The organism is Candidatus Kinetoplastibacterium desouzaii TCC079E (assembly GCF_000340795.1).
Taxonomy (GTDB): domain Bacteria; phylum Pseudomonadota; class Gammaproteobacteria; order Burkholderiales; family Burkholderiaceae_B; genus Kinetoplastidibacterium; species Kinetoplastidibacterium desouzai.
The window spans coordinates 57,292-79,702 of record NC_020294.1 but is presented as its reverse complement, the minus strand read 5'-3'; the positions used below and the strand labels follow the sequence as shown (position 1 = coordinate 79,702).

19 protein-coding genes and 2 tRNA genes are annotated in these 22,411 nt (G+C 29.7%); 10 read left to right on the top strand and 11 right to left on the bottom strand.

From position 1 onward, the window contains the following. Window positions 1-11: 11 nt before the first annotated feature. On the bottom strand, window positions 12-716 hold the full coding sequence (queC, locus tag CDSE_RS00390; RefSeq protein ID WP_015396047.1) for a 7-cyano-7-deazaguanine synthase QueC: 705 nt from the start codon (window positions 714-716) through the stop codon (window positions 12-14). Window positions 717-858: 142 nt separating this feature from the next. On the opposite strand from queC, the gene ppc reads away from it, so the two are divergent. Both ppc and CDSE_RS00380 read left to right on the top strand, forming a co-directional pair. Then, on the top strand, window positions 859-3,684 hold the full coding sequence (gene ppc, locus CDSE_RS00385; RefSeq protein ID WP_015396046.1) for a phosphoenolpyruvate carboxylase: 2,826 nt from the start codon (window positions 859-861) through the stop codon (window positions 3,682-3,684). A 146-nt stretch (window positions 3,685-3,830) separates the two neighbouring features. Continuing rightward, window positions 3,831-4,463, top strand: a complete 633-nt coding sequence (locus CDSE_RS00380) for a carbonic anhydrase (protein WP_015396045.1) — start codon at window positions 3,831-3,833, stop codon at window positions 4,461-4,463. 117 nt (window positions 4,464-4,580) lie between these two features. Here CDSE_RS00380 and grxD read toward each other — a convergent pair whose 3' ends face one another. From grxD to hemA, 4 genes are read right to left on the bottom strand one after another with little or no spacing between them, the layout of a single operon-like run. Next, a complete protein-coding gene (grxD, locus tag CDSE_RS00375) occupies window positions 4,581-4,913 on the bottom strand; it encodes a Grx4 family monothiol glutaredoxin (protein WP_015396044.1) in 333 nt (110 codons plus the stop codon). 31 nt (window positions 4,914-4,944) lie between these two features. After that, window positions 4,945-5,763, bottom strand: a complete 819-nt coding sequence (gene prmC / locus CDSE_RS00370; RefSeq protein ID WP_015396043.1) for a peptide chain release factor N(5)-glutamine methyltransferase — start codon at window positions 5,761-5,763, stop codon at window positions 4,945-4,947. A gap of 10 nt (window positions 5,764-5,773) precedes the next feature. Beyond that, on the bottom strand, window positions 5,774-6,850 hold the full coding sequence (prfA, locus tag CDSE_RS00365; protein WP_015396042.1) for a peptide chain release factor 1: 1,077 nt from the start codon (window positions 6,848-6,850) through the stop codon (window positions 5,774-5,776). 36 nt (window positions 6,851-6,886) lie between these two features. After that, window positions 6,887-8,143 carry a glutamyl-tRNA reductase gene (gene hemA, locus CDSE_RS00360; RefSeq protein WP_015396041.1) on the bottom strand — a complete coding sequence of 419 codons (1,257 nt, stop codon included), beginning with the start codon at window positions 8,141-8,143 and terminating at the stop codon, window positions 6,887-6,889. 161 nt (window positions 8,144-8,304) lie between these two features. On the opposite strand from hemA, the gene CDSE_RS00355 reads away from it, so the two are divergent. The 4 genes from CDSE_RS00355 to CDSE_RS00340 all read left to right on the top strand — a co-directional run bounded on the left by CDSE_RS00355 (window position 8,305) and on the right by CDSE_RS00340 (window position 11,651). Beyond that, a tRNA-Phe gene (locus CDSE_RS00355) sits at window positions 8,305-8,380 on the top strand. A gap of 199 nt (window positions 8,381-8,579) precedes the next feature. Further along, window positions 8,580-9,806 (top strand): bifunctional glutamate N-acetyltransferase/amino-acid acetyltransferase ArgJ, encoded by a 1,227-nt coding sequence (gene argJ / locus CDSE_RS00350; RefSeq protein ID WP_015396040.1) that lies wholly within the window; start codon window positions 8,580-8,582, stop codon window positions 9,804-9,806. A gap of 14 nt (window positions 9,807-9,820) precedes the next feature. Further along, window positions 9,821-10,693, top strand: coding sequence for an ATP-binding protein (locus tag CDSE_RS00345; RefSeq protein WP_015396039.1), 873 nt, complete (start codon window positions 9,821-9,823; stop codon window positions 10,691-10,693). Then, complete coding sequence (locus CDSE_RS00340) at window positions 10,683-11,651, top strand: Nudix family hydrolase (protein ID WP_015396038.1); 969 nt, start codon at window positions 10,683-10,685, stop codon at window positions 11,649-11,651. The genes CDSE_RS00345 and CDSE_RS00340 overlap by 11 nt, the downstream gene beginning before the upstream one ends. 1 nt (window position 11,652) lies before the next feature. On the opposite strand, the gene zapD is transcribed toward CDSE_RS00340, so the two are convergent. Together zapD and coaE are read right to left on the bottom strand one after the other, a co-directional pair. After that, entirely contained in the window at window positions 11,653-12,402 is a 750-nt protein-coding gene (zapD, locus tag CDSE_RS00335) for a cell division protein ZapD (RefSeq protein WP_015396037.1), read from the bottom strand. Window positions 12,403-12,464: 62 nt separating this feature from the next. Then, window positions 12,465-13,076 (bottom strand): dephospho-CoA kinase, encoded by a 612-nt coding sequence (gene coaE, locus CDSE_RS00330; protein ID WP_015396036.1) that lies wholly within the window; start codon window positions 13,074-13,076, stop codon window positions 12,465-12,467. A gap of 165 nt (window positions 13,077-13,241) precedes the next feature. Here coaE and CDSE_RS00325 point away from each other — a divergent pair, with 165 nt between their 5' ends. Together CDSE_RS00325 and thiD are read left to right on the top strand one after the other, a co-directional pair. Continuing rightward, window positions 13,242-14,039, top strand: coding sequence for a thiazole synthase (locus tag CDSE_RS00325; protein WP_015396035.1), 798 nt, complete (start codon window positions 13,242-13,244; stop codon window positions 14,037-14,039). 8 nt (window positions 14,040-14,047) lie between these two features. After that, window positions 14,048-14,884, top strand: a complete 837-nt coding sequence (thiD, locus tag CDSE_RS00320) for a bifunctional hydroxymethylpyrimidine kinase/phosphomethylpyrimidine kinase (protein WP_015396034.1) — start codon at window positions 14,048-14,050, stop codon at window positions 14,882-14,884. A 97-nt stretch (window positions 14,885-14,981) separates the two neighbouring features. Here the strand turns inward: thiD and CDSE_RS00315 are convergent, their stop codons facing one another. Continuing rightward, window positions 14,982-15,872, bottom strand: coding sequence for a Tim44 domain-containing protein (locus CDSE_RS00315; RefSeq protein WP_015396033.1), 891 nt, complete (start codon window positions 15,870-15,872; stop codon window positions 14,982-14,984). A 477-nt stretch (window positions 15,873-16,349) separates the two neighbouring features. Between CDSE_RS00315 and gshA the strand changes: the two genes are divergently transcribed. Further along, window positions 16,350-17,933 carry a glutamate--cysteine ligase gene (gene gshA, locus CDSE_RS00310; RefSeq protein ID WP_015396032.1) on the top strand — a complete coding sequence of 528 codons (1,584 nt, stop codon included), beginning with the start codon at window positions 16,350-16,352 and terminating at the stop codon, window positions 17,931-17,933. Between the two features lie 28 nt (window positions 17,934-17,961). Here the strand turns inward: gshA and CDSE_RS00305 are convergent. After that, window positions 17,962-18,036, bottom strand: a tRNA-Arg gene (locus CDSE_RS00305). A 54-nt stretch (window positions 18,037-18,090) separates the two neighbouring features. Between CDSE_RS00305 and CDSE_RS00300 the strand changes: the two genes are divergently transcribed. Continuing rightward, window positions 18,091-18,948, top strand: coding sequence for an NAD(P)H-hydrate dehydratase (locus tag CDSE_RS00300; protein ID WP_015396031.1), 858 nt, complete (start codon window positions 18,091-18,093; stop codon window positions 18,946-18,948). On the opposite strand, the gene priA is transcribed toward CDSE_RS00300, so the two are convergent. Both priA and hemE read right to left on the bottom strand, forming a co-directional pair. Continuing rightward, window positions 18,945-21,035 (bottom strand): replication restart helicase PriA, encoded by a 2,091-nt coding sequence (priA, locus tag CDSE_RS00295; RefSeq protein ID WP_015396030.1) that lies wholly within the window; start codon window positions 21,033-21,035, stop codon window positions 18,945-18,947. The genes CDSE_RS00300 and priA overlap by 4 nt on opposite strands. A gap of 296 nt (window positions 21,036-21,331) precedes the next feature. Next, on the bottom strand, window positions 21,332-22,396 hold the full coding sequence (gene hemE, locus CDSE_RS00290) for a uroporphyrinogen decarboxylase (RefSeq protein ID WP_015396029.1): 1,065 nt from the start codon (window positions 22,394-22,396) through the stop codon (window positions 21,332-21,334). Between the last annotated feature and the right edge of the window lie 15 nt (window positions 22,397-22,411).

Below are 22,411 nucleotides of genomic sequence, written 5' to 3'. Positions count from 1 at the left end.
ACCAATGTATATTATTCTACATTAATCCAATTTTCCCAACCATTTTTACGTAAAACACAAGCAGGACAATCTCCGCAACCATATCCCCAAGAATGAAAATCATAATGATTACCAATGTAACAAGTATGAGTATATTTAACAATAATTTCTATTAGAGCATCTCCTCCAATATTTTTGGCAAAATCCCAAACTTGAGACTTATTTTTCCACATTAATGGTGTTTCTAAAATAATATTTTTTTCTAGTCCTAAAGTTAATGTAACTTGCTGTGATTTAATGGTACTATCACGGCAATCTGGATATCCAGAAAAATCTGTTTCACTCATTCCTCCAACTATAACATTAAAATCAGACTTGTATCCAAAAGCAGCAGCAATAGTAAAAAACAATAAATTTCTTCCTGGAACAAAAGTATTAGGCATGTCATTGGTATTTTCAATAACTAAATCATTTGTTAATGCTGTATTAAAAAAATTTTTAATAAAATCAACTTCTATCAAATGATCTGCACCTAATTTCTTATCCCATTTAGGGAAACTAGATCTAATAGAATTAAGAACACTTAATCTAGAAGTTAGTTCTATATCATGTCTCTGACCATAATAAAAAGAAATTGTTTCAACTTTTTCATATGTTTCTAAAGCCCAAGCCAAACAAGTTGTAGAATCTTGACCTCCTGAGAAAAGAACTAGTGCCTTATTGTTATGATTTATCATATTTACCTTTTATTACAAAATATACGTTTAAATAATATTTACCAATATTTGAAAATATTTATTCTCATATAGAATATTATTATGTCAAGATAACAGTAATAAGAAATCCATAATTTTAATTAAATTTATTTAATGGTTAAAAATGAACTCTGACATGAAGCAAAAAACACAATTGCAATTCGAAATAAATCTACTAGAAAACATACTAAAATCAGTTATACAAAACTGTGAAGGTAAAAGAATTTCTAATATAGTAGAAAACATACGTAAAGTAACTGCAGAAGTAAAAAAAAACAAACCAAATGATAATGAACCTTTAGAAAAATTAATTAACGAACTAGAAGGTAATGATCCCAATATAGTTGCTAGAGCATTTGGATATTTTCTACAATTATTAAACATAGCCGAAGACTTAGATCAAAATAGAAGAACAAAATATAGATCTGATATTGACAATCCAAAAAGAGGAAGTCTAGAACACGCTGTAAAAAAACTAGATAGTCATAATGTTAGCGCATCTGAAATTGTAGCATTAATAGAAGATTCTTGTATAATGCCAGTTCTAACTGCCCATCCAACAGAAATACAACGCAGAAGTATTTTAGATACTCATTGGAAAATAGCTCATAAACTTTCCAATAGATCTTTTCCCCAAATAAATAATCAACAAAGTGACGAAAACTCAGAATTAACTGGATATATAACAACTTTATGGCAAACTAGAATTCTTAGATATTCAAGATTGACAGTAGAAGATGAAATAGAAAACGCGCTATCATACTATAAAAGCACATTCCTACATGCAATTCCAAAACTATATAATGACCTCTCAAATATAATTAATTCTAAATACAATAAAATTATTTATTCTGACCCAATCTATCCTTTTCTAAGAATGGGAAGTTGGATAGGTGGAGATAGGGATGGTAATCCATATGTAGATGAAAAAACTCTTAAACAAGCTGTTATAAGACAATCCACAATAATAATAGAACATTACCTAAAAGAAATTTATTCCTTAAAAAAAGAACTATCTATTAGCACATTACTCACAAGAGTAGATGACGAATTATTATTTCTTGCTAACAGAAGCAATGATTCCTCTCCACACTTAGTAGACGAACCTTATAGACGTGCTTTAATAGGTATTTATGCAAGATTAGCATCAACATCAGAAAAACTCATTGGACGCAATCTAGCAAGAAGAAACTCTCTCCCAGCTCATGCATACTTGAATTCAGAAGAGTTATATAAAGATTTAACTATTATATACAAATCATTAAATAATAATAATGGTAATACTATAACCATTCTTAGACTAAAGAATTTATTACAATCTATTAAAATTTTTGGGTTTCATTTAACCACATTAGATCTAAGACAAAATTCAGATGTACATGAGAGAGTTATCGAAGAACTTTTTCAGAAAGCTGGTGTATATTTAGAAGGAAAAAATAAATATTCAGAATTAGACGAAAATATAAAAATAGTAATTCTCAAGAAAGAGATAAATAACAATAGACCACTAATATCTCCCTGGACACAATACAGTGAAGAAACAAACAAAGAATTAAATATTTTAAAAACAGCAGCAGAAATAAGATCCAATTTTGGTGAAAAAACGATACAAAACACAATAGTTTCACATACGGAAAGTCTAAGTGACTTGCTGGAAATTCTTTTGCTACAAAAAGAAACTGGATTAATTCCATCACTCTCTAATAATCTTAAACAAGATAATGGATTAATGGTAGTACCATTATTCGAAACTATTAATGATCTACAAAACAGTTCTAAAATAATGGGTGACTGGTTAGATATACCAGAAGTCAGAACAATAATTAAAGAAACTCAACACAACACGCAAGAAGTAATGTTAGGATATTCTGACAGCAATAAAGATGGTGGATTCCTAACATCTAATTGGGCTCTATATCAAACAGAAAGAGATCTAGTTAATGTATTTAATTCCAGAAATATAAAACTTAGACTATTTCATGGTAGAGGAGGCTCAGTTGGCCGAGGAGGAGGTTCTAGCTTTGATGCAATATTATCTCAACCTCCAGGAACAGTAGCTGGACAAATTAGATTAACGGAACAAGGAGAAGTAATTCAAGGCAAATATAATAATGAAGACATAGGAAAATGGCATTTAGAATTATTATTATCAGCCACACTAGAATCTAGTTTATGTATTGATAGGAAAATAAGCACTCAAGAAGACCTATATGTAAAGAAATATGGACATATTATGTCTTTCATGTCTGAATACGCACAAAAAACTTATCGAGATCTAGTCTATGATAATACTGGTTTTGCAGAGTATTTTTTCTCATCAACTCCCATCAATGAAATAGCTGAATTAAATATTGGATCAAGACCAGCATCTCGCAGTAAGAATCAAAATATAGAAGATCTAAGAGCTATTCCATGGAGTTTTTCATGGGCACAATGTAGACTTATGCTTACAAGTTGGTATGGGGTTGGCTCAGCTATTGAAGAGTATCTAGAATACGGTAGTAAAATAACAAAAAAATCTAAATTAGAACGTCTACATGAATTAAAATCCATGACAGAAGAGTGGCCTGCTTTTAAAACATTATTGTCTAATATTGAAATGGTACTAGCCAAATCAAATCTGAAAATAGCATCTTCTTACTCAGAACTTGTGAAAAATCAGAAATTAAGAACAAGTATATTTAACAAAATAACCAATGAACATCATAAAACTATAAATATGCTCAGACTAATAACCCAAAGAGAATTATTAGAGGACAATCCAAATTTGTTAGCTGCTTTACATGAACGTTTTGTTTTTATAGATCCTTTGAATTTCTTACAAATAGAATTAATTCGTCGTTATAGAGACAAACAGAATGATTTGCCAAGTGCTGAAAAAGAACAAATTCAACGAGCAATACACCTAACAATAAATGGGATATCTGCAGGTTTAAGAAATTCTGGTTGATAATTTATTAATAAATTACAATTAAATCTAGTTAAGTAGTAATATACTTAGTAGATTTAATTGTATGCTTTAAGCAAAAAAAAACAAACCAAGATTATTCGCAAAATAGAGAATTAATTTCATTAAACAATTATATTAAAATAAATATGTTTCCTAAAAGATTATCACAAGGTTATCTATCTTTCAAAAATGGTAGACTCAATAGTGAGAAAAGCAGGTATAAAGAACTAGCAGAATCTGGACAGAATCCAGAAATAATGATAATAGGATGCTGTGATTCTAGAGTATCACCTGAGTTAATATTTGACTCAAAACCTGGAGAAATGTTTGTTGTTCGTAATGTAGCAAACTTAGTTCCTCCTTATGAGGACGATACTAACTCATCATATCATGGTACTAGTGCAGCAATAGAATTTGCGGTTAATGCACTAGGAATAAAACATATAGTAGTTCTTGGACATGAATCATGTGGCGGCATAAAATCATTTGTCGAAAACAATAAACCTTTGAGCCAAGTAGATTTTATAGGGAAATGGATGTCTCAAATCACATCTGTTTCAGAAAAACTAAATATAGGGAATGTATATAATTACGAGACTGCAAAAAAACTAGAACTAGCAGTAGTAGAACATAGTATTAGCAATCTACTAACATTCCCATCAATAAAAGAAAGAATAAAAAATAAAGATATCCAAGTGCATGGAGCATATTTTTTAATTTCCACAGGAGAACTTTTTATAAAAAATAATAATACCAATAATTTTATTTCTAATAAATAGTAGTTTTTACCTCTTAATATTAAGTTTTAGTGATTACAATTGTAATCACTAAAACATTTAAAAATAAAAAATCTCTACTTTAAATGCTATTAACTATGTTATCTAACTAATAAATATCTATTCTTGATTTTCATTCTTGACACTATTAAGAATGTTTTTCAGCTCACCATTATCGTATAATTCTGACATAATATCCACTCCACCTATAAATTCACTATTAATATACAACTGTGGAATAGTAGGCCAATTAGAGTAATCTTTTATCCCTTGACGAATTCTATCATCCTCTAAAACATTCACACAATAAATATTAGAAACCCCACAGTTACGCAATAACTTTACAGCCTTACCAGAGAAACCACAAAGAGGGAAATTAATAGAACCCTTCATAAATAAAACTACAGAATTATGAGTAATTATCTCATCAAGTACTTCTTTTATATTTTTCATATAGTACCATTCAATTTAAATTTAATAAAAACTAAATAAAACCACCTGTAACTCTTTCAATAGAAGATAAATCACATAGACTCACTATATCTCTAAAACCATAATTATTCATTATATATCTTACTTGTTGAGCTTGATTCCATCCATGTTCAATCCACAAAGACGAACCTTCTCTCATATGGTTAATAGAATCTCTTACTATAATACGAATACTTCCTAATCCATCTATTGAACCATCTGTCAGAGCATGCTCAGGCTCAAAAATCAACCCTCCTTTTTTAAGATGATCATCATACTTAGCAATATACGGAGGATTAGCAACTATCACATCAAACTTTTCTTGTTTACTTATGGAATCAAACCAATTGCTTTGTAGCAAATTAATTGAAGCCTTTAAGGCTTTCATATTTTTCTCCGCTACAAGTAAGGCATTATTACTTATATCACAACCAACAACATAAGAATCTTGTCGATATAAATAAATAGATATTGCTATAGCTCCACAACCTACACCTAGATCTATTATTCTAGGAATTTTCTTATATTTTTTTATAATATTTAAAGAATGTTCTACTAATAGTTCTGTTTCTGGTCTTGGAACAAGAACATCTTTATTTACAAAGAAGTTATAACCCATAAATTCTTTTTGACCTGTTAAATAGGCTATAGGCTCTCCATCTAACCTTCTTTTTACTAATCTCATATAATGATTTAATACACTACTAGATATTAAATAAGAATCATGAGCTATCATCCACGTTCTACTTTTCTTCAAAAGATGCTCAAGCAAAATCATTACTTCCATCCTAGGGATAGCACTACTCTCAATCAATTCTTCAATAGAGACCATAACTCATAATCTATAAATTAAGATTTGCTAACTGTTCAGCTTGGTATTCTGATAATAATGAGCCTATTAATTCACTCATATCACCTTCCATAATTTGAGATAATTTATATAAAGTTAAATTAATTCTATGATCAGTTATTCTATTTTGAGGAAAATTATAAGTTCTAATACGTTCTGATCTATCTCCAGAGCCAATTAGACCTTTTCGTTCAGCAGCTTCTTTATTTTGCAGTTCACGTATCTCTTTATCCTTTAATCTAGCAGCTAAAACTTTCATTGCTTTATCTTTATTCCTATGCTGTGAACGATCATCCTGACACTCTACTACAAGCCCAGTAGGCAAATGTGTAATTCTAACAGCAGAATCTGTTTTGTTGATATGCTGACCTCCTGCTCCACTTGCTCTAAAAGTATCAATTCTAATATCACTACTATTTATTGACACATCATTAACAGCATCTGCCTCCAACATTACAGCTACTGTACAAGCAGAAGTATGAATTCTTCCCTGAGTTTCTGTATCTGGAACCCTTTGTACCCTGTGACCACCAGATTCAAATTTCAAATGAGAATAAGCACCATGTCCGTCTATTCTAATAATAACCTCTTTATATCCGCCAAAATCCGAAACACTCTCTGAAATTAATTCAACTCTCCATCCTTTCTGTTCAGCATAACGAATATACATTCTCAATAAATCAGAAGAAAATAGTGCACTCTCATCACCACCTGTACCAGCTCTGATTTCAAGAAAAAAACTACGATCATCATTAGGATCTTTAGGAATCAACAACAATTGTAATGAATTTTCTAATTCCACTAAATTCTTTTTGTTAAATTTAATTTCCTCCTCAGCCAAATCTTTCAAATCAGGATCAGCAAGAATATCTTGTGCATTAAGAATAGCAAACTCTACCGATAAGAACTCAGAAAATTTCTTTACAACAGGTTCTATTTCAGATCTTTCACACGATAATTTACGGAATTCTTCAATATTACTAAATACCGCTGAATCAGCAAGCATCAAATCAATCTCTTTTAAGCGATCAGATAAATCTTCCAAACGCTTTCGCATTGATAATTTCATAAAATAGCTTCAACTTTAATAAAATAAAAACAACCATTATCTTTTGAGATCTTCTAGAACTCTATAAAAATAATCATCTACATGTTTAGAATTTTCTTTGCTAGTGCTTTTCAAAGCAACTATAATAGAATGACTCAGTTTTTTTAATAATCTATCAACTGTAATATTCAGAACATCTTCTGAACAAATACCTTTTTGCATTATCATCTTCTTTGCTTTTTCTATTTCGTCTAATTTTATACTTTCTACTCTCATAAAAAAAGCAGTTATCATAGAAGCATATCTTCTTTGATAAGCCCAAGTCATAAAAATTTTAATTCTATCTTCTATCATAATCCCAGCCCTCGGAACTGAATCAAGACGAGATTTAACAGCTTCATTTATCATTCCAGATAAATCATCAATAGCATATAAATGAACTCCTGATAAATTCCCTATTGCGGGATCTATATCTCTAGGAACAGCCAAATCTATTATAATCATATCTTCTATATGATCTGTATTTAGATCACTAATACTTATTATATAATCTAGACTTGCTGTACATGAAATAACAACATCAAAATCAGTAAAAACACCAAGTAGATCCTCAAAAGGAATAACATTTACAGAGAATTTATCAGCTAATTTTTTAGATCTTTCTAAAGTCCTATTTACTATAGTTACGCTTTTAGGTTTTGCTGTAAGAAAATGATTTACACAAAGATCTATCATCTCACCAGCGCCTATAAATAAAATTTTAGAATTCTCTAAATTACCTATACGATTCTTAACTAAACGCAAACAAGTTGATGCAATAGATACAGAATTTCGCCCTATATCAGTTTTAGTACGAATAACTTTAGCTATAGAAAAAGCATCCTGAAACAAACGATGAAAAAAAATACCAATACATCCAGTTTTCTTAGATAAACAAAAAGCATTTTTCATTTGCCCTAAAATTTGTGACTCACCTAACACCATGGAATCCAATCCACTAGACACGTTAAATATATGTCTTATCGAATCAACACCAGAATAAAAATAAAAATACTTACGAAATGTTTCTGGATCAATATTGCTTAATTTAGCAAACGATAAAAATAAATTTTCCATCATGCTAAGATGAGCGTAGCAATATAAGTCAGAACGATTACATGTAGATAAGATAACAACCTCGATTTTATTGCCGTACTGTGAATATAAATTAGATAAAGTTTTGATTACCAAATCATCAGACAAACTCATTCTTTCACGAACTTCTAACGGAGCTGACAAATAATTTAAGCCGATAACAATAGGAACAGGTAACATTTAAGAAACATTTAGTATTTAAAAAACAACATTTATATATATAATTAATCTCATAAGTTTATATTTTGCAAGATTAGCAAATAACTATCAACTAATTATTAACAACTGGTATTGTTATATTTCTTTTTTTATATATTATTAATATATTAATAATAACATATGGCCCGGTAGCTCAGTCGGTAGAGCAGAGGACTGAAAATCCTTGTGTCGGTGGTTCGATTCCGCCCCAGGCCACCATTTTTTTAAAAAGATTAATCTTTTTAATATCTCGTTTATCACAGTTAAAAAATATTTTTTAAAAGCAATAAACAAAAACTAAAAAATATATTGTCAATTGAATTACAACCTTTGCAGAAGTCTTCTCATAATAAATTTGAATACGAAAACGATTAATAAATTTTGTATTCTTCTATCTTAAATATTGGAGTGTCGTAATATGGCTATTAATTTAAAAGTTCCAGGTGAAAATGAAATTTTTCCAATAAATGGCATAGAGATAGGAATCGCAGAAGCTGGTATAAAAAAAATAAATAAAAAAGACTTAACAATATTTAAAATATCTGAAAACACAACGGTTTCTGGATCTTTTACCAGAAATTTATTTAAAGCAGCGCCTGTTCAAGTATCAGAAGAAAATTTAAATTTATCTTTGCCTCGCATAAGAGCTTTAGTAATTAACACAGGTAATGCAAATGCAGGAACAGGAAAAACTGGGATAGAAGCTGCCAGAAACACATGTGAGGCTCTTGGAAAATTATTAAATATTAATCCTGAGCAAATACTTCCTTTTTCTACAGGAGTGATAATGGAGCCTCTCCCAATAGAAAAACTAATAAAAGCTCTACCTAACGCCATAAGAAATCTAGGAAATAGCAGCTGGCAGGATGCTGCATATAGTATTATGACAACAGATACTACACCAAAAATATTTTCTGAAAAATTTATAATAGGAAATAAAAACGTTACAGTTACTGGAATCAGCAAAGGAGCAGGAATGATCTGTCCAAACATGGCTACAATGCTAGCTTTTATAGGAACAGATATTAAAATAGAACAATCATTATTAAATAGAATGATTAAAGAAATAACTGACTCTTCATTCAATAGAATTACTGTAGATGGAGATACATCTACAAATGATTCTTTTGTAATAATGGCTACAGGAACGTCAGATTTAGCAATTACAAGTGAAAATGACAAACATTACCAAGAAGTCTTGTTAGCACTAAAAAAAGCATCTTTAGATTTATCTCAGAAAATTATTAGAGACGCAGAAGGAGCAACAAAATTTATTACAATAGATATTGTACAGGCTAATAACACAGAAGAAGCTCTTAAAGTAGCATACTCAATTGCTCATTCTCCTCTAGTAAAAACAGCATTCTATGCTTCTGATCCTAACATAGGACGTATATTAGCAGCTATTGGCTACTCAAAAGCAAAAATAAAAATCGAGGATCTATATATTTGGCTTAATGAAGTACTAATTGTTAAAAATGGAGCCATAAATCCTGATTACAAAGAAGAAGATGGCAAAAATGTTTTACAACAAACAGAAATAAGAATCAAAGTCTTTATCGGAACTGGTAATATTAATGAAACCATATACACTTGTGATTTATCACATGAATACGTCACCATTAATGCAGAATATAGATCATAATCAGGAGAATGATAATGGAATCCTTTGATATTATAAAGTTATACTCTCTTACAGAAAAAGTTCTTAATCAATTAAGTGCTTGGCTTCCACCTGTACCAATAGATAATGATTGGAAAGCACATGCATACAAGTGGAGAAAACAAGGAACACAAGGGTATTTACATCCAATTTACAATATCTCAAAAATTGACATAAATGATTTACACAATATATCTAGGCAAAAAAATATTATTGACAATAATACTTTTCAGTTTATCAAAGGAAAACCAGCTAACAATGTTTTAATGACTGGGGCTAGAGGAACAGGAAAAAGTTCCTTAGTAAAAGCAATGCTAGATAAATATCATAGTGATGGTCTTAGATTAATAGAAATCGAAAAATCAGATCTAAATGACTTGTTTAGCATAGTAGAAATTATCGCAGATAGACCAGAAAAATTTATTATTTTTTGTGACGATCTGTCTTTTGAAGAAGGAGAATCTGGGTATAAAGAATTAAAATCCATACTGGATGGATCAATATCATCAACAGGTACTAACATTCTTATATATGCAACTTCAAATAGAAGACATTTAATACCAGAAAATTTTAATGATAATTTGCAAAAAACCATTGAAGAGAATGGAGATATTCATCCAGGAGAAAGAGTAGAAGAAAAAATTTCTTTATCTGAAAGATTTGGAATTTGGATATCTTTTTATCCTTTCAATCAAGAAACTTATTTAAGTATAGTAAGTTTTTGGATTAATAAAATAAGAGGAACAAATATCGATAATAGAAATGAATTCCGAAATGAGGCCATACAATGGGCCTTAGAAAGAGGATCTCGTTCTGGCAGGATAGCTCATCAATTTGCAAGACATTGGATAGCACAACATGACAGATAAAATAATAAAAGTATCTATCGGAGTTATACTCAATAATCATAATGAATTGCTAATAGCTCAACGCCCTAAAAATGAATTAATGCCTGTGCTTTGGGGATTGCCAGGAGGAAAAGTTGAAGGACAAGAAACTACCTCTGATGCATTGCATCGTGAGCTTGAAGAAGAATTAGGAATAAAAGTCACTAAATTCTATCCTTGGATAAAACAAACATATCAAAAACAAAAAATCAAATATGATCTATTTTTCTATAGAGTAGTAGAGTGGGATGGAACTGCTTATGGACGTGAAAAACAACTAATCACATGGGCAAATATAGACTCTATCACACATAAATATAACTTATTACCAACAACTTTCCATGTCTTACGCTGTTTTAAGATACCAAACACATATGCAATAACTTCGATAAATTCAAAAGAACACGTAAAAGATTTTTTAAATAGACTTAATATAGCCATTAATAATGGAATAAGTCTAATACAATTCAGAGAACCAAATTGGAATGAAGGACCATTCTCTGATTCTTTATTAGCAATAATGAGAAAAATATTATCTATTTGTAAACAACATAAAGTAAAATTACTTATAAATAGTGTTCACCCTGAATCTTGGTGGGCGGAAGCAAATGGTGTACATCTACGCTCAATAGATATGAAAAAGTATTCTCACAAACCTAAGTTTATTAAACAAAACAGTCTAATAGGAGTATCAGCTCATAATTCTAATGATTTAGAATATGCATACTCCCATATAAATGCTGATTTTGCTGTCTTAGGTCCTGTCTTGCCAACCTTATCGCACCCGAATGATCCAGGTATAGGATGGGATAATTTCAAAAATGAAATTATGAATTCCAGAATACCGGTTTTTTCCCTAGGAGGACAATCAGAACAAAATAGAGAAACAGCTTACCAGAACGGAGCACATGGAATAGCCGGAATTAGATTTTTTATATAACCTACTTACATAAAGACATACTAAAGTTTACATTATCAATAACTGATTTTGCTTTAAAATTCTCATCCTGGAAAAAGAATCTTACCCATACCATATGTTTATTAGCACTCATCTCAGGAAACACACCTATTTTGTAATCCACACCTATTCTTAGCAACTGGTAAATCTTGCCACCCAGCATTTCTTTATAAGCTCCATCTACAGCCAAACAATCAAAAAAACTTCCAGAATCTCTCAATAAGATTAGGGCAATCTTTAAAGATTCTGATAGTGGTTGAATATAAGAGAACCATCTAAATAAGTCTTCTCTTCTCTCTTTCTCAGTCTTATATTGCCAGAAATGATAAGATGGCATATCAGATTGAGCCGCACAACCATAAACCAATAATTTACTCTTAACACTATTAAGCCATTCATTTTCTCTTAAAATATTACCAGGCTTAGGAGATGTTGCTAAATTAGAACTAATTTTCTTTATTTCCACCAATGCCAATTCAAGAGATTTCTGATCAACACCACTACGCTCACGAAAATTTAGAAGGAATAAACGTTGTTTCTCTAAATCTTGTAAAATAGCTCCTTTTACATCAGATCTTTCTACAAGATCAATAATATCAAAAAATGTAGAAACAGCTACCTGATGTAATCTAACATCATTGCTATTCATAGAAAAAATGAATCTATCAAGCAAATACTCCAAGCGCAAATATGCCCTTATATGTTCATTAAATGGATATTCGAAAAAAATCACAATATATAAAAACCTATTTGTCAATAAATAAAAAATAAATAATCTAAGTTAGAAATAGAATATTATTCGAATCTCTTAGACAATAAACACCAATTCTCATGTTTAACTAACACTTGCTTATATAACTCATCTCTGGTTATTTCTCTGCCATTATATATAATATCATCAGCATAACTTAATCTTATATCTCTAGAAATCTGAGCATCTATTATAATTTTAATAAAGTCGATGCTAATATTATCACGTTCTCTAACTCTAGAAATTTGATCATTAATCTCACAATCAACTATGCATATGCGATCAACTTTCTCAATCCACATCTTAGATTCAACAAGTAAAGGAACCACAAAGACGATATAAGGACCTAAAGAATTCTTAGCTCTTATAGTTGCTCTTTCAATAATAAGTGGATGTAAAATAGCCTCAAGTTTTAATCTCTCTGTATACGATAAAAATATTCTATTTCTCATCCATAATCTATTCAAAGATCCATCTTTGTTTATAGAGTCTAGACCAAAAGACATTTTTATTTGTTCTATAGCATCACCATCAGAAGACGTTAATTCTTTAGAGATTTTATCAGTGTCTATTACAGAAACACCTAGAGTTTCTAAATAATTAGAAACTATACTCTTCCCTGACCCTATACCTCCGGTAATACCCAATTTAAGCACTATAAAAATCCCCAAATGATATAATATTCTAAGAAAATATATAACACAAAGATTATTATATTAAATAAAACCACATAACCATATAGATTATGATATATCATATATACTAGCATTGGTATAATTAATGTATTAATTATTAAACTTCAAATTTAATTGAAAATTATTATGACTCATAAAGATACTTTTTACATAGCAGGAAGAAGTTTTTCTTCAAGGTTACTTGTGGGAACAGGGAAATATAAAGATTTTGAGCAAACCAAACAAGCAATAGTTACAAGCAAAGCTGAAATTGTCACAGTTGCAATAAGAAGAACTAATATAGGTCAGGATAAGAATGCCCCAAACTTATTAGATTTTCTTTCACCATCTCAATTCACAATATTACCAAATACAGCTGGTTGCTATAATGCAGAAGATGCTATTAGAACTTTAAGGTTAGCAAGAGAATTACTTAACGGTCATAATTTAATAAAACTCGAAGTTTTAGGAGATAAGAATACTTTATTCCCTAATATGCCAGAAACTATTAAAGCCGCAGAAATTTTAGTTAAAGATGGTTTTGATGTAATGGCTTATTGTACTGATGATCCAATACAATGTCGTATTTTAGAAGATATAGGAGTGGTTGCAGTAATGCCACTAGCCTCTCTTATTGGTTCTGGCATGGGAATATTAAATCCATGGAATATACAACTAATTATAGACAGCGTAAAAATACCAGTACTAGTAGATGCTGGAGTAGGCACAGCTTCAGATGCTTCTATAGCTATGGAACTAGGATGTGATGGAATATTAATGAATACAGCTATAGCTTGTGCAGGCAATCCAATTTTAATGGCAAGTGCAATGTGTAAAGCAGTAGAATCTGGACGAGAAGCATTTTTAGCAAGACGTATGCCTAAAAAAATATACACAAGCTCTCCTAGCTCTCCTGAAGAAGGACTAATACAATCCAAAAATTAATTAATGTCATGAATAATAATATATCTAGTATAGTTAATGCATTAAGTATTGCTGGATTTGATACATCTGCCGGAGCCGGCACTCTCGCAGATGTGAAAACCATGAGCTCCTTAGGTGTTTATGCCTGTGCTGTATTAACTGCAGTCACTGCCCAGAATACTAATGGTGTCTACGGTATAGAATATATGCCTAAAGGATTCATAGCTAAACAAATAGACACTATATTTAACGATATTAAAATTAAAGCTGTAAAAATAGGAATGTTAGGAAAGTCGGATATTGTTATAGAAGTAGGAGAAAGTCTCTTAAAATGGAAACCTTCTCATATAATACTAGACACAGTTATGATTTCAAAACATGGAAATTATTTATTAGAACATGAATCAACAGAAACACTAATAGAATACCTAATTCCTATGGCTACAATAATCACACCAAACTTACCGGAGGCTGCATCCATTATAAAAGAAAGACCAGCTGAAAATATAACGGAGATGAGACAAACTGTAAAAAAATTACATAATAAAATGACAATAAAGTCTTCTGATACAAATAAATGGGTAATCCTTAAAGGAGGACATTTACCAGGCAATGAAATGGTTGATATCATCTTTGATGGTATAAACATGACAGAAATATTTGGCAATAAAATAATAACTAATAACACTCATGGTACTGGCTGTACATTATCTGCAGCATTAACAGCCTTATTAGCAAAAGGAGAAAGTGTATTAAACGCATCGATACATGCAAAAGAATTTCTTACTAAATCTATTGAAGAATCAAACAGATTAAACATTGGTAATGGTTACGGACCATTACATCACTTCTATAAATATTATTGATATATTTTTAATTAAATTATTACTAATAAAGCATCTCTACAGCTACGTAATTTGCAAGCACATATTACAAATTCATCAAGTTATTGTATAAAACTTCCTAAGTTTTCTGTTGAATTCCTGATAACAACCAACCTGCCTCATTATATTTTTGGAAATGCCATACTTCCTCAAACTCTGAGAAGTTATTATTAGTCTTTATTAATCCATAAAAACATACACTAGCAATATACAAACCATCTGATTCAAATAACTGCAACAAATCAGCGTAAAGATTTACAACTATAATTTCATCATCAGTATTAATTAACTCTGAATAAAGTTCTTTCAATAAATCTTCTGTTAAATATTCCTTTAATTGAGAAAAATTATTTTGATTTGAATTTTCTTGTATATAAATAAATATTTTCTTAGCATTCTCTAAAAAAATTTCTTTATCAAAATTACTTATATTAATATCAGTATTTCTATATTTAGAATTATCAAACTCAGATAAAATTTCAGCATCTGTAATATTAGAAAATTTATTGTTAATATTATTTCTAGTATAATTATTAGTTTCTTTATAATCATTTTTAGACACATGATAACTATACTTTCTAGCAATTTTAAAAGCAAAAATATATAAACTTAACAAAAGAAACATAAAAAACAATATATTAAAAACTCCAACAAAACCAAAATGTGACAACAAATAAGCAAGACCAAGACTAGTTAAAATCATTCCCAAAAAACTTTGATTACTCTTCTTTTTATTAATATTATTTTTAGAAGATTTATTAGAATATGTTCTTTTATAAGAATCTTGTTTATTCATGCTCGGAGATATTAAAGAATTATTATGCATCTTACCAATATTCGAGAATTGTTTCCCATAAGAACCACCATTCCCTAAACGCCTTGCATTTACATCAAAAGAAAATAATAGAATTAACAAACTTAAAAATATGACAAACGTCGACAAAATAGATTTGTGACTTGTTAAATACATAAAAATATCCTAAAAACACTAAATAAAAAAACAACCAAACCATAATAAATATATATCTTACTCTTTAAAAACAACCTTTCTAATAAACAAGATATGCCGATATGTAAGACTATATCTGACATGATTCATAGTCATATTATAAATTAAATTATTCAAATAAACATGATAATCTTAATAAGACAATAATATTGTCCAACACAAATAATTTTTCCTAAATAATTATCGAATTTATATATAAGAATATTAATTGCAATTCACCTAATTAATATTTAATAAAATTTTCAATAATTAAAAAACACACAATTATTCTAATTGATAAAAATATAGTATCATTTACAGGTGAAAAACTTTATAAAAATTTTTTTCATGTATTTACGTAATACTATTATTGAGAAATATTTTCACCTAACCAATAGGTTATTTTATATTATTTTATAAAAAATAAATTTAGAATCTCTATAAAAAATAAGCTAAACAATGTATAGTTCAAAAAAAATATATAATCCACAAGTGTTAAAAAATAATATAGAAAAAATTCAAGAGTATAAAGATATACCAACAGGAATTCTAAGAGGTATAGAAAGAGAAGCTTTACGAGTAGATTTTAATGGCAGACTATCTAATAAAAAACATCCTGATAAACTAGGTTCTGCTCTTACAAATAAAAAAATCACTACCGATTACTCCGAGGCTCTTTTAGAATTAATTACAGACACACATGACTCTATAGAATCCTTATTAAAGGAACTAAGAAATACACATTATTTCGTATGCGACTCACTAGAAAAAGAAATATTATGGCATCAATCAATGCCTCCACTTTTTATGCCCTCTGAAGAGAATATTCCTATAGCCGACTATGGAAATTCAAACTTAGGACTATTTAAACACATATATCGCAAAGGTCTAGCTAATCGTTATGGTAAAACCATGCAATGTATATCTGGCTTACATTACAATTTCTCAATAAAACATGAACTCTGGTCTTTTATATATGGGAAATCCTCAGAAGAACTAGAGTCAATAAAATCAAAAAGATATTTAGGGCTAATTAGGAATTTTATAAGGTATTCTTGGATAATTCTATATTTATTTGGCTCATCTCCAGCAATATCAAAAACCTTTTTCAAATCAAAACATGATGTTAAATTAGAAACATTGGACCATGACACCCTATATATGCCTTACGCTACAAGTTTAAGAATGAGTTCATTAGGATATCAAAGTTCTGTTCAGGAAAATCTAAAAATTACTTATAATACTCTAGATTCATTTGTTGACAAAATCAATTGGGGTTTAAATACACCATGGCCAGAATATGAAAAAATAGGTATTATTAAAAACAAAGAATGGCTACAATTAAATGCTAACATATTACAAATAGAAAATGAGTATTACTCCAGTATTAGACCTAAATGTAATGTTATAAACTCAGAAAAACAAATAGAAGCCATCAAGAAAAGAGGTATAGAATATATAGAAGTTAGGTGTTTAGATATAGATCAAACATCTAGCTTAGGAATAACAAAAAACACCTGTTTATTTATGGATGCTTTCTTATTATTCTGCGCTTTAAGTGACAGTCCTTATTTCACATCAAATGATGACTGTAATGATTATTATGAAAATTTTTCCAAAGTAGCTGTTTATGGTAGACAACCTGGTCTTACTCTAAAAAACAATAATAGCTCCATTTCATTAAAAGAATGGGGAATTAATATAATTGAACAAATCACACCTTTTGCAAATTTACTAGATAAAAATGATAATGATAAACCACATTATAAATCTTTAAATGAACAAATCAGAAAAATGAATAATGTTGAGCTAACCCCTTCATATTCTATAATAAACTCTCTAAAAACAAACTCAATGAGCCTCAATGAATATACTCTTGATATAAGCAAGAAACACAATATAGAAAATATAAACAATACACTTGATAATGATTTGTTAGAATCCTATAAATTAAACTCTATAAAATCTCTTGAATTACAAAGAATTCTAGAAGAGAATTCAACATGCAGTTTCGAAGAGTTTCTTAAAGAAACACAAATTTAGTAATCAATAATATCAACCAATAATATTGTGGCGCATCCGACAGGAGTCGAACCTGTATCAAAAGCTTCGGAGGCTATTATTCTATCCATTAAACTACGGATGCGCTGCGAGAGATGTTTATTTATTATATATTATTACTCTAGTTAAACCATAAAAAATGATTACAAATGATATAGAAATAAGAAACCTTACAGAATTATTAAAAAAAAGAAATTTGAATACTCACAAAGGAGATTATGGAACAATAGGTATCATTGGAGGTAGTAATGGCATGGAAGGATCATTATTATTGGCTGCTAGAGCTGCTATTAAAATTGGAGCTGGTAAAGTTTTAGTAGGTTTTACACAAAACACCACCCCATTTAATATTGACTTCATGCAACCAGAATTAATGCTAAGAACTGCTTATAACCTATTGAAAGTAGATGATATTACAAGAATACACACTTGGGTTATAGGATGTGGTATGGGAAAAAATCACCAATCAATAAATATATTAAATAAAGCTATAAATAAAATTAATAACCAATTTATAGTTTTAGATGCAGATGCATTGAATATAATAGCTCAAAATAATTTAAATCTACAAGAATCTACTAATACTTTAATTATAACTCCTCATCCAAAAGAAGCAGCTAGACTTCTTAAATGCACAACATTAGAAATTCAATCAAATAGAATACAAGCAGCTATAGAATTAACCAAAAAATATAATTCATGGACTATATTAAAAGGATATAGAACAATAGTCTGTAGTCCAGAGAATAAAATTTTAGTAAGTAAGAATGGCAATCCAGGACTTGCATCAGCAGGAACTGGTGATGTATTAGCAGGTATGATAGGTAGTTTACTAACACAATCTATAAGTATAGAACAAGCGTTACCAGGAGCAGTTTGGTTACATGGAGCAGCAGCAGAATATTTAGCCAACAATAATAATGGTCCAATAGGTATGACAGCCAGTGAACTCCCTGAAGCAGCTCGTAAAATAAGAAATCAACTTTGTTATAATTAAATTTCTAATGGATCAATCTCAATAGACCAGTTAACTTTATTATTTTTTCTAAAAGAAATAGACGACAAGGACAACCAATTTCGCAAAAGAGATAATAAAATATGTCTACTATGACCTTCTATTAATAGTTGAGCCTTTTCAATATTAGCAACCCTAAAAACCCTTGCTGGCAATGGATCATAACAAATAATTTTGTTGTTGTAAGAAAGATTCTTTGATGTAATGCCTTCTATAATAAATTTTGATTCCTCTAAAAACTTTATTGAAGTTTCAATATTCTTAGATTCAGCTGTTAATAATGCCTGGAATGAAAAAGGTGGCAAAAGAGTCTTTTTTCTTTCTTTTAAAAGATTATTAGCAAATCCAATATAATCATTACTTACTAATGACTGATATACTGAATGATCTGGAAATGATGTTTGTATTATAACTTCTCCATTGCTATAACGGCCAGATCTACCTGATACTTGCATTAATTGAGCAAATAAACGCTCTGAAGCTCGAAAATCTTGTGAAAAAATCATAGAATCTGAATTTATTACTCCCACAAGACTAACTTTAGTAAAGTTATGTCCCTTGGAGAGCATTTGTGTACCAATTAAAATATCTATTTCTCCATTATTAACATCAGATAATAAATCTTTAACACTAGAACCTCTCGCTGTATCAGAATCTATTCTTAATATTTTCGCTTGTGGAAAAACTAAAGACAGTTCTTCTTCTACACTCTGAGTACCTAAACCCATTGCTTTTAAATCTTGATTACCACAAATAGGGCATGTTCTTGGAATTGCACTATGAAGCCCACAATGATGACACTGTAATCTATATGATCTATCCTTTAAAACATGTAAAACAGTAAATACACTACATCTAGAACAACTACTCACCCAACCACATGCATAACAATGAAAAACAGGAGCATAACCTCTTCTATTAATAAATATTAGAGATTGTTCTTTTCTTTGTAGTCTAAGATCTATAGCCTCCTGCAACTCTTTTGTTAAAACTGTAGAATATGGTAACTTTGCTGTATTGATTAGTTTTATAGATGGCATACATATGTTTTTTATTCTTTTATCTAAAGATACCAATAAATATTTCTTATTATTTACATGATTCCAAGTTTCTAACGAAGGAGTTGCTGAACCTAAAAGTATAGGAATCCCTAAATCTTTAGCTCTCCATATCGCCACATCTCTTGCAGAATATCTTAATCTACTTTGTTGCTTATATGATATATCATGTTCCTCATCTATAACAATAAGACCCAAATTACTTAATGGAGAAAATATAGACATTCGAGTACCTAGTACAACCTTCACCTGAGAACGCTGCATCATTGCCCATGAAAGTACTCTCTTTTGCATTGAAATACCACTGTGAACTACTAATATTTCTTCAGGGCTTATTATATTTGCAAAATGTGACCTCACTGCATTTTCTAATTGAGGAGTAAGATTTATTTCAGGGACAAGAAACAAGACCTGTTTACCCATTGATAATACATGACAGGCACTTCTTAAATAAACCTCTGTTTTTCCTGATCCTGTAACTCCATGTACTAAAATTGTTTTAAATTCACCCAATGAAGAAACAATTATTTCTATAGCTCTTTTTTGTTGTTCTTCTAGCTCATAATTATGATTACTGTAAATATATTCTTTTGGGCTAAATCCTGATTTACTTTCATAAGCTCGAACAACCGGTCCTCCTTTGGATCTTTTACCATTATAAGAAGAAATAGTTCTCAATGGTGATGGTATAACAGAATAAACTACATCTCCAATAGATCTTTGATAATAATCAGCAGTAAATTTTATTAATCTTATCCAATCTTCATTTAATGAAGGTAAATCATCTATAACATCTAATATATTCTTAATATATTTAGGATCAATAGTTGGCGAAATTAAATGATCAACTACAATACCTATCATAGTTCTTTTCCCAAATGGGACTATAACTCTGGAACCTAATTTTATAAATGATTCACTCTTATATTCGAACAAACCACCCATAGGAACACGAAATGCTACATTTAACCAATAATAAGACTTTAATAACTCTGTTTGGTCATTTTGCATAAATTAAGTTTGATAAAATGTGACATTAATGAAGTAAAGAAATCAAACGATTATTTCTTCCAAACACACTAATTTAACCTGTGGATAACTTTGTGGAAAAAATAATAATATCTCTAGGAAAAATATCTATATAAAAAAACATTTAATTATTTTTCTTTGTTAATGATTTTTTTTTGCTGGAAAAACAATGAACTAGGTAAAAAAAAACTCTACCTAGTTCAAAAGAAAATATATAAATTATAAATATGCCTGTGTATAAGTATAAATTTTGCTATAGATGATAATTGTTTCATTAATTAAACATGATATTTGCGACTATAATCATGTATTTCATTAACAAGATCTAAAACTAATTCAAATGGTGTGTCTTTATTTATACCATGCCCAAGATTAAATATATGAGCAGAAGAATCACCAACCATACCAAAAGAATCAATAATTCTTCTTGCTTCCTTAAATATTGAATCATAATCACCAAACAATACCATTGGATCCATATTACCCTGTAACGCAACAGAATCATTAACTATCTTTCGTGCACTGTTCAGATTTAATGTCCAGTCAACACTAATAGCATCACAACCAGAATCAGCAATATCTTTTATCCATATCGAACCACCTTTTGTAAAATGAATAATTGGTATTTTTTTTCCATCATGTCTTTGCTTTATAGAATTAAAAATTTTCTGATTATAAATCAACGAAAATCTTTTAAAAGCATCGTCAGACAATATACCTCCCCAACTATCAAATAACATTATAGCCTGCACACCAGCATCTATTTGAGCATTCAAATAATTAATAACAGACTCAGTATTTATCTCTAGAATTCTATTAAGTAGATCTGGTCTAGAATACAACATAGTTTTTATAGTTTTATAATCAGTATTACTTTTACCCTCTACCATATAACAAGCAAGAGTCCAAGGGCTTCCAGAAAATCCTATCAAAGGAACCTTCCCATCTAGTTCTTTTATTACTAGTTTTACAGCATCAAATACATAGTTTAATTCTTCTATATTAGGAACTTGCAATTTAGATATAGATATTTCTGTATTTAAAGGAAAAGAAAATTCTGGGCCTTTGCCTTCAATAAAATTCAATCCTAAACCCATAGCATGAGGCACAGTTAGAATATCTGAAAATAATATTGCAGCATCTAGAGGATATCTTTCTAATGGCTGTAACGTTATCTCACAGGCATAATATGGATTTGTTACTAAATTCATGAATGAACCTGCCTTTGCACGAATTTTCCTATACTCTGGAAGATACCTACCTGCTTGCCTCATAAACCAAACTGGCGTATAAGAAACTGGTTTTCTAAGCAATGCATTTATAAAAACTTCATTCCTTAACATTATATAAAATAACCT

Coding starts and splice junctions, on each gene's coding strand:
- hemE (WP_015396029.1), bottom strand. CDS start 22,396: ATGTTAAGGAATGAAGTTTTTATAAATGCATTGCTTAGAAAACCAGTT.
- CDSE_RS00325 (WP_015396035.1), top strand. CDS start 13,242: ATGACTCATAAAGATACTTTTTACATAGCAGGAAGAAGTTTTTCTTCA.
- queC (WP_015396047.1), bottom strand. CDS start 716: ATGATAAATCATAACAATAAGGCACTAGTTCTTTTCTCAGGAGGTCAA.
- CDSE_RS00300 (WP_015396031.1), top strand. CDS start 18,091: ATGATTACAAATGATATAGAAATAAGAAACCTTACAGAATTATTAAAA.
- hemA (WP_015396041.1), bottom strand. CDS start 8,143: ATGTTACCTGTTCCTATTGTTATCGGCTTAAATTATTTGTCAGCTCCG.
- thiD (WP_015396034.1), top strand. CDS start 14,048: ATGAATAATAATATATCTAGTATAGTTAATGCATTAAGTATTGCTGGA.
- CDSE_RS00380 (WP_015396045.1), top strand. CDS start 3,831: ATGTTTCCTAAAAGATTATCACAAGGTTATCTATCTTTCAAAAATGGT.
- prfA (WP_015396042.1), bottom strand. CDS start 6,850: ATGAAATTATCAATGCGAAAGCGTTTGGAAGATTTATCTGATCGCTTA.
- ppc (WP_015396046.1), top strand. CDS start 859: ATGAACTCTGACATGAAGCAAAAAACACAATTGCAATTCGAAATAAAT.
- gshA (WP_015396032.1), top strand. CDS start 16,350: ATGTATAGTTCAAAAAAAATATATAATCCACAAGTGTTAAAAAATAAT.
- CDSE_RS00315 (WP_015396033.1), bottom strand. CDS start 15,872: ATGTATTTAACAAGTCACAAATCTATTTTGTCGACGTTTGTCATATTT.
- prmC (WP_015396043.1), bottom strand. CDS start 5,763: ATGGTCTCTATTGAAGAATTGATTGAGAGTAGTGCTATCCCTAGGATG.
- priA (WP_015396030.1), bottom strand. CDS start 21,035: ATGCAAAATGACCAAACAGAGTTATTAAAGTCTTATTATTGGTTAAAT.
- grxD (WP_015396044.1), bottom strand. CDS start 4,913: ATGAAAAATATAAAAGAAGTACTTGATGAGATAATTACTCATAATTCT.
- CDSE_RS00340 (WP_015396038.1), top strand. CDS start 10,683: ATGACAGATAAAATAATAAAAGTATCTATCGGAGTTATACTCAATAAT.
- argJ (WP_015396040.1), top strand. CDS start 8,580: ATGGCTATTAATTTAAAAGTTCCAGGTGAAAATGAAATTTTTCCAATA.
- CDSE_RS00345 (WP_015396039.1), top strand. CDS start 9,821: ATGGAATCCTTTGATATTATAAAGTTATACTCTCTTACAGAAAAAGTT.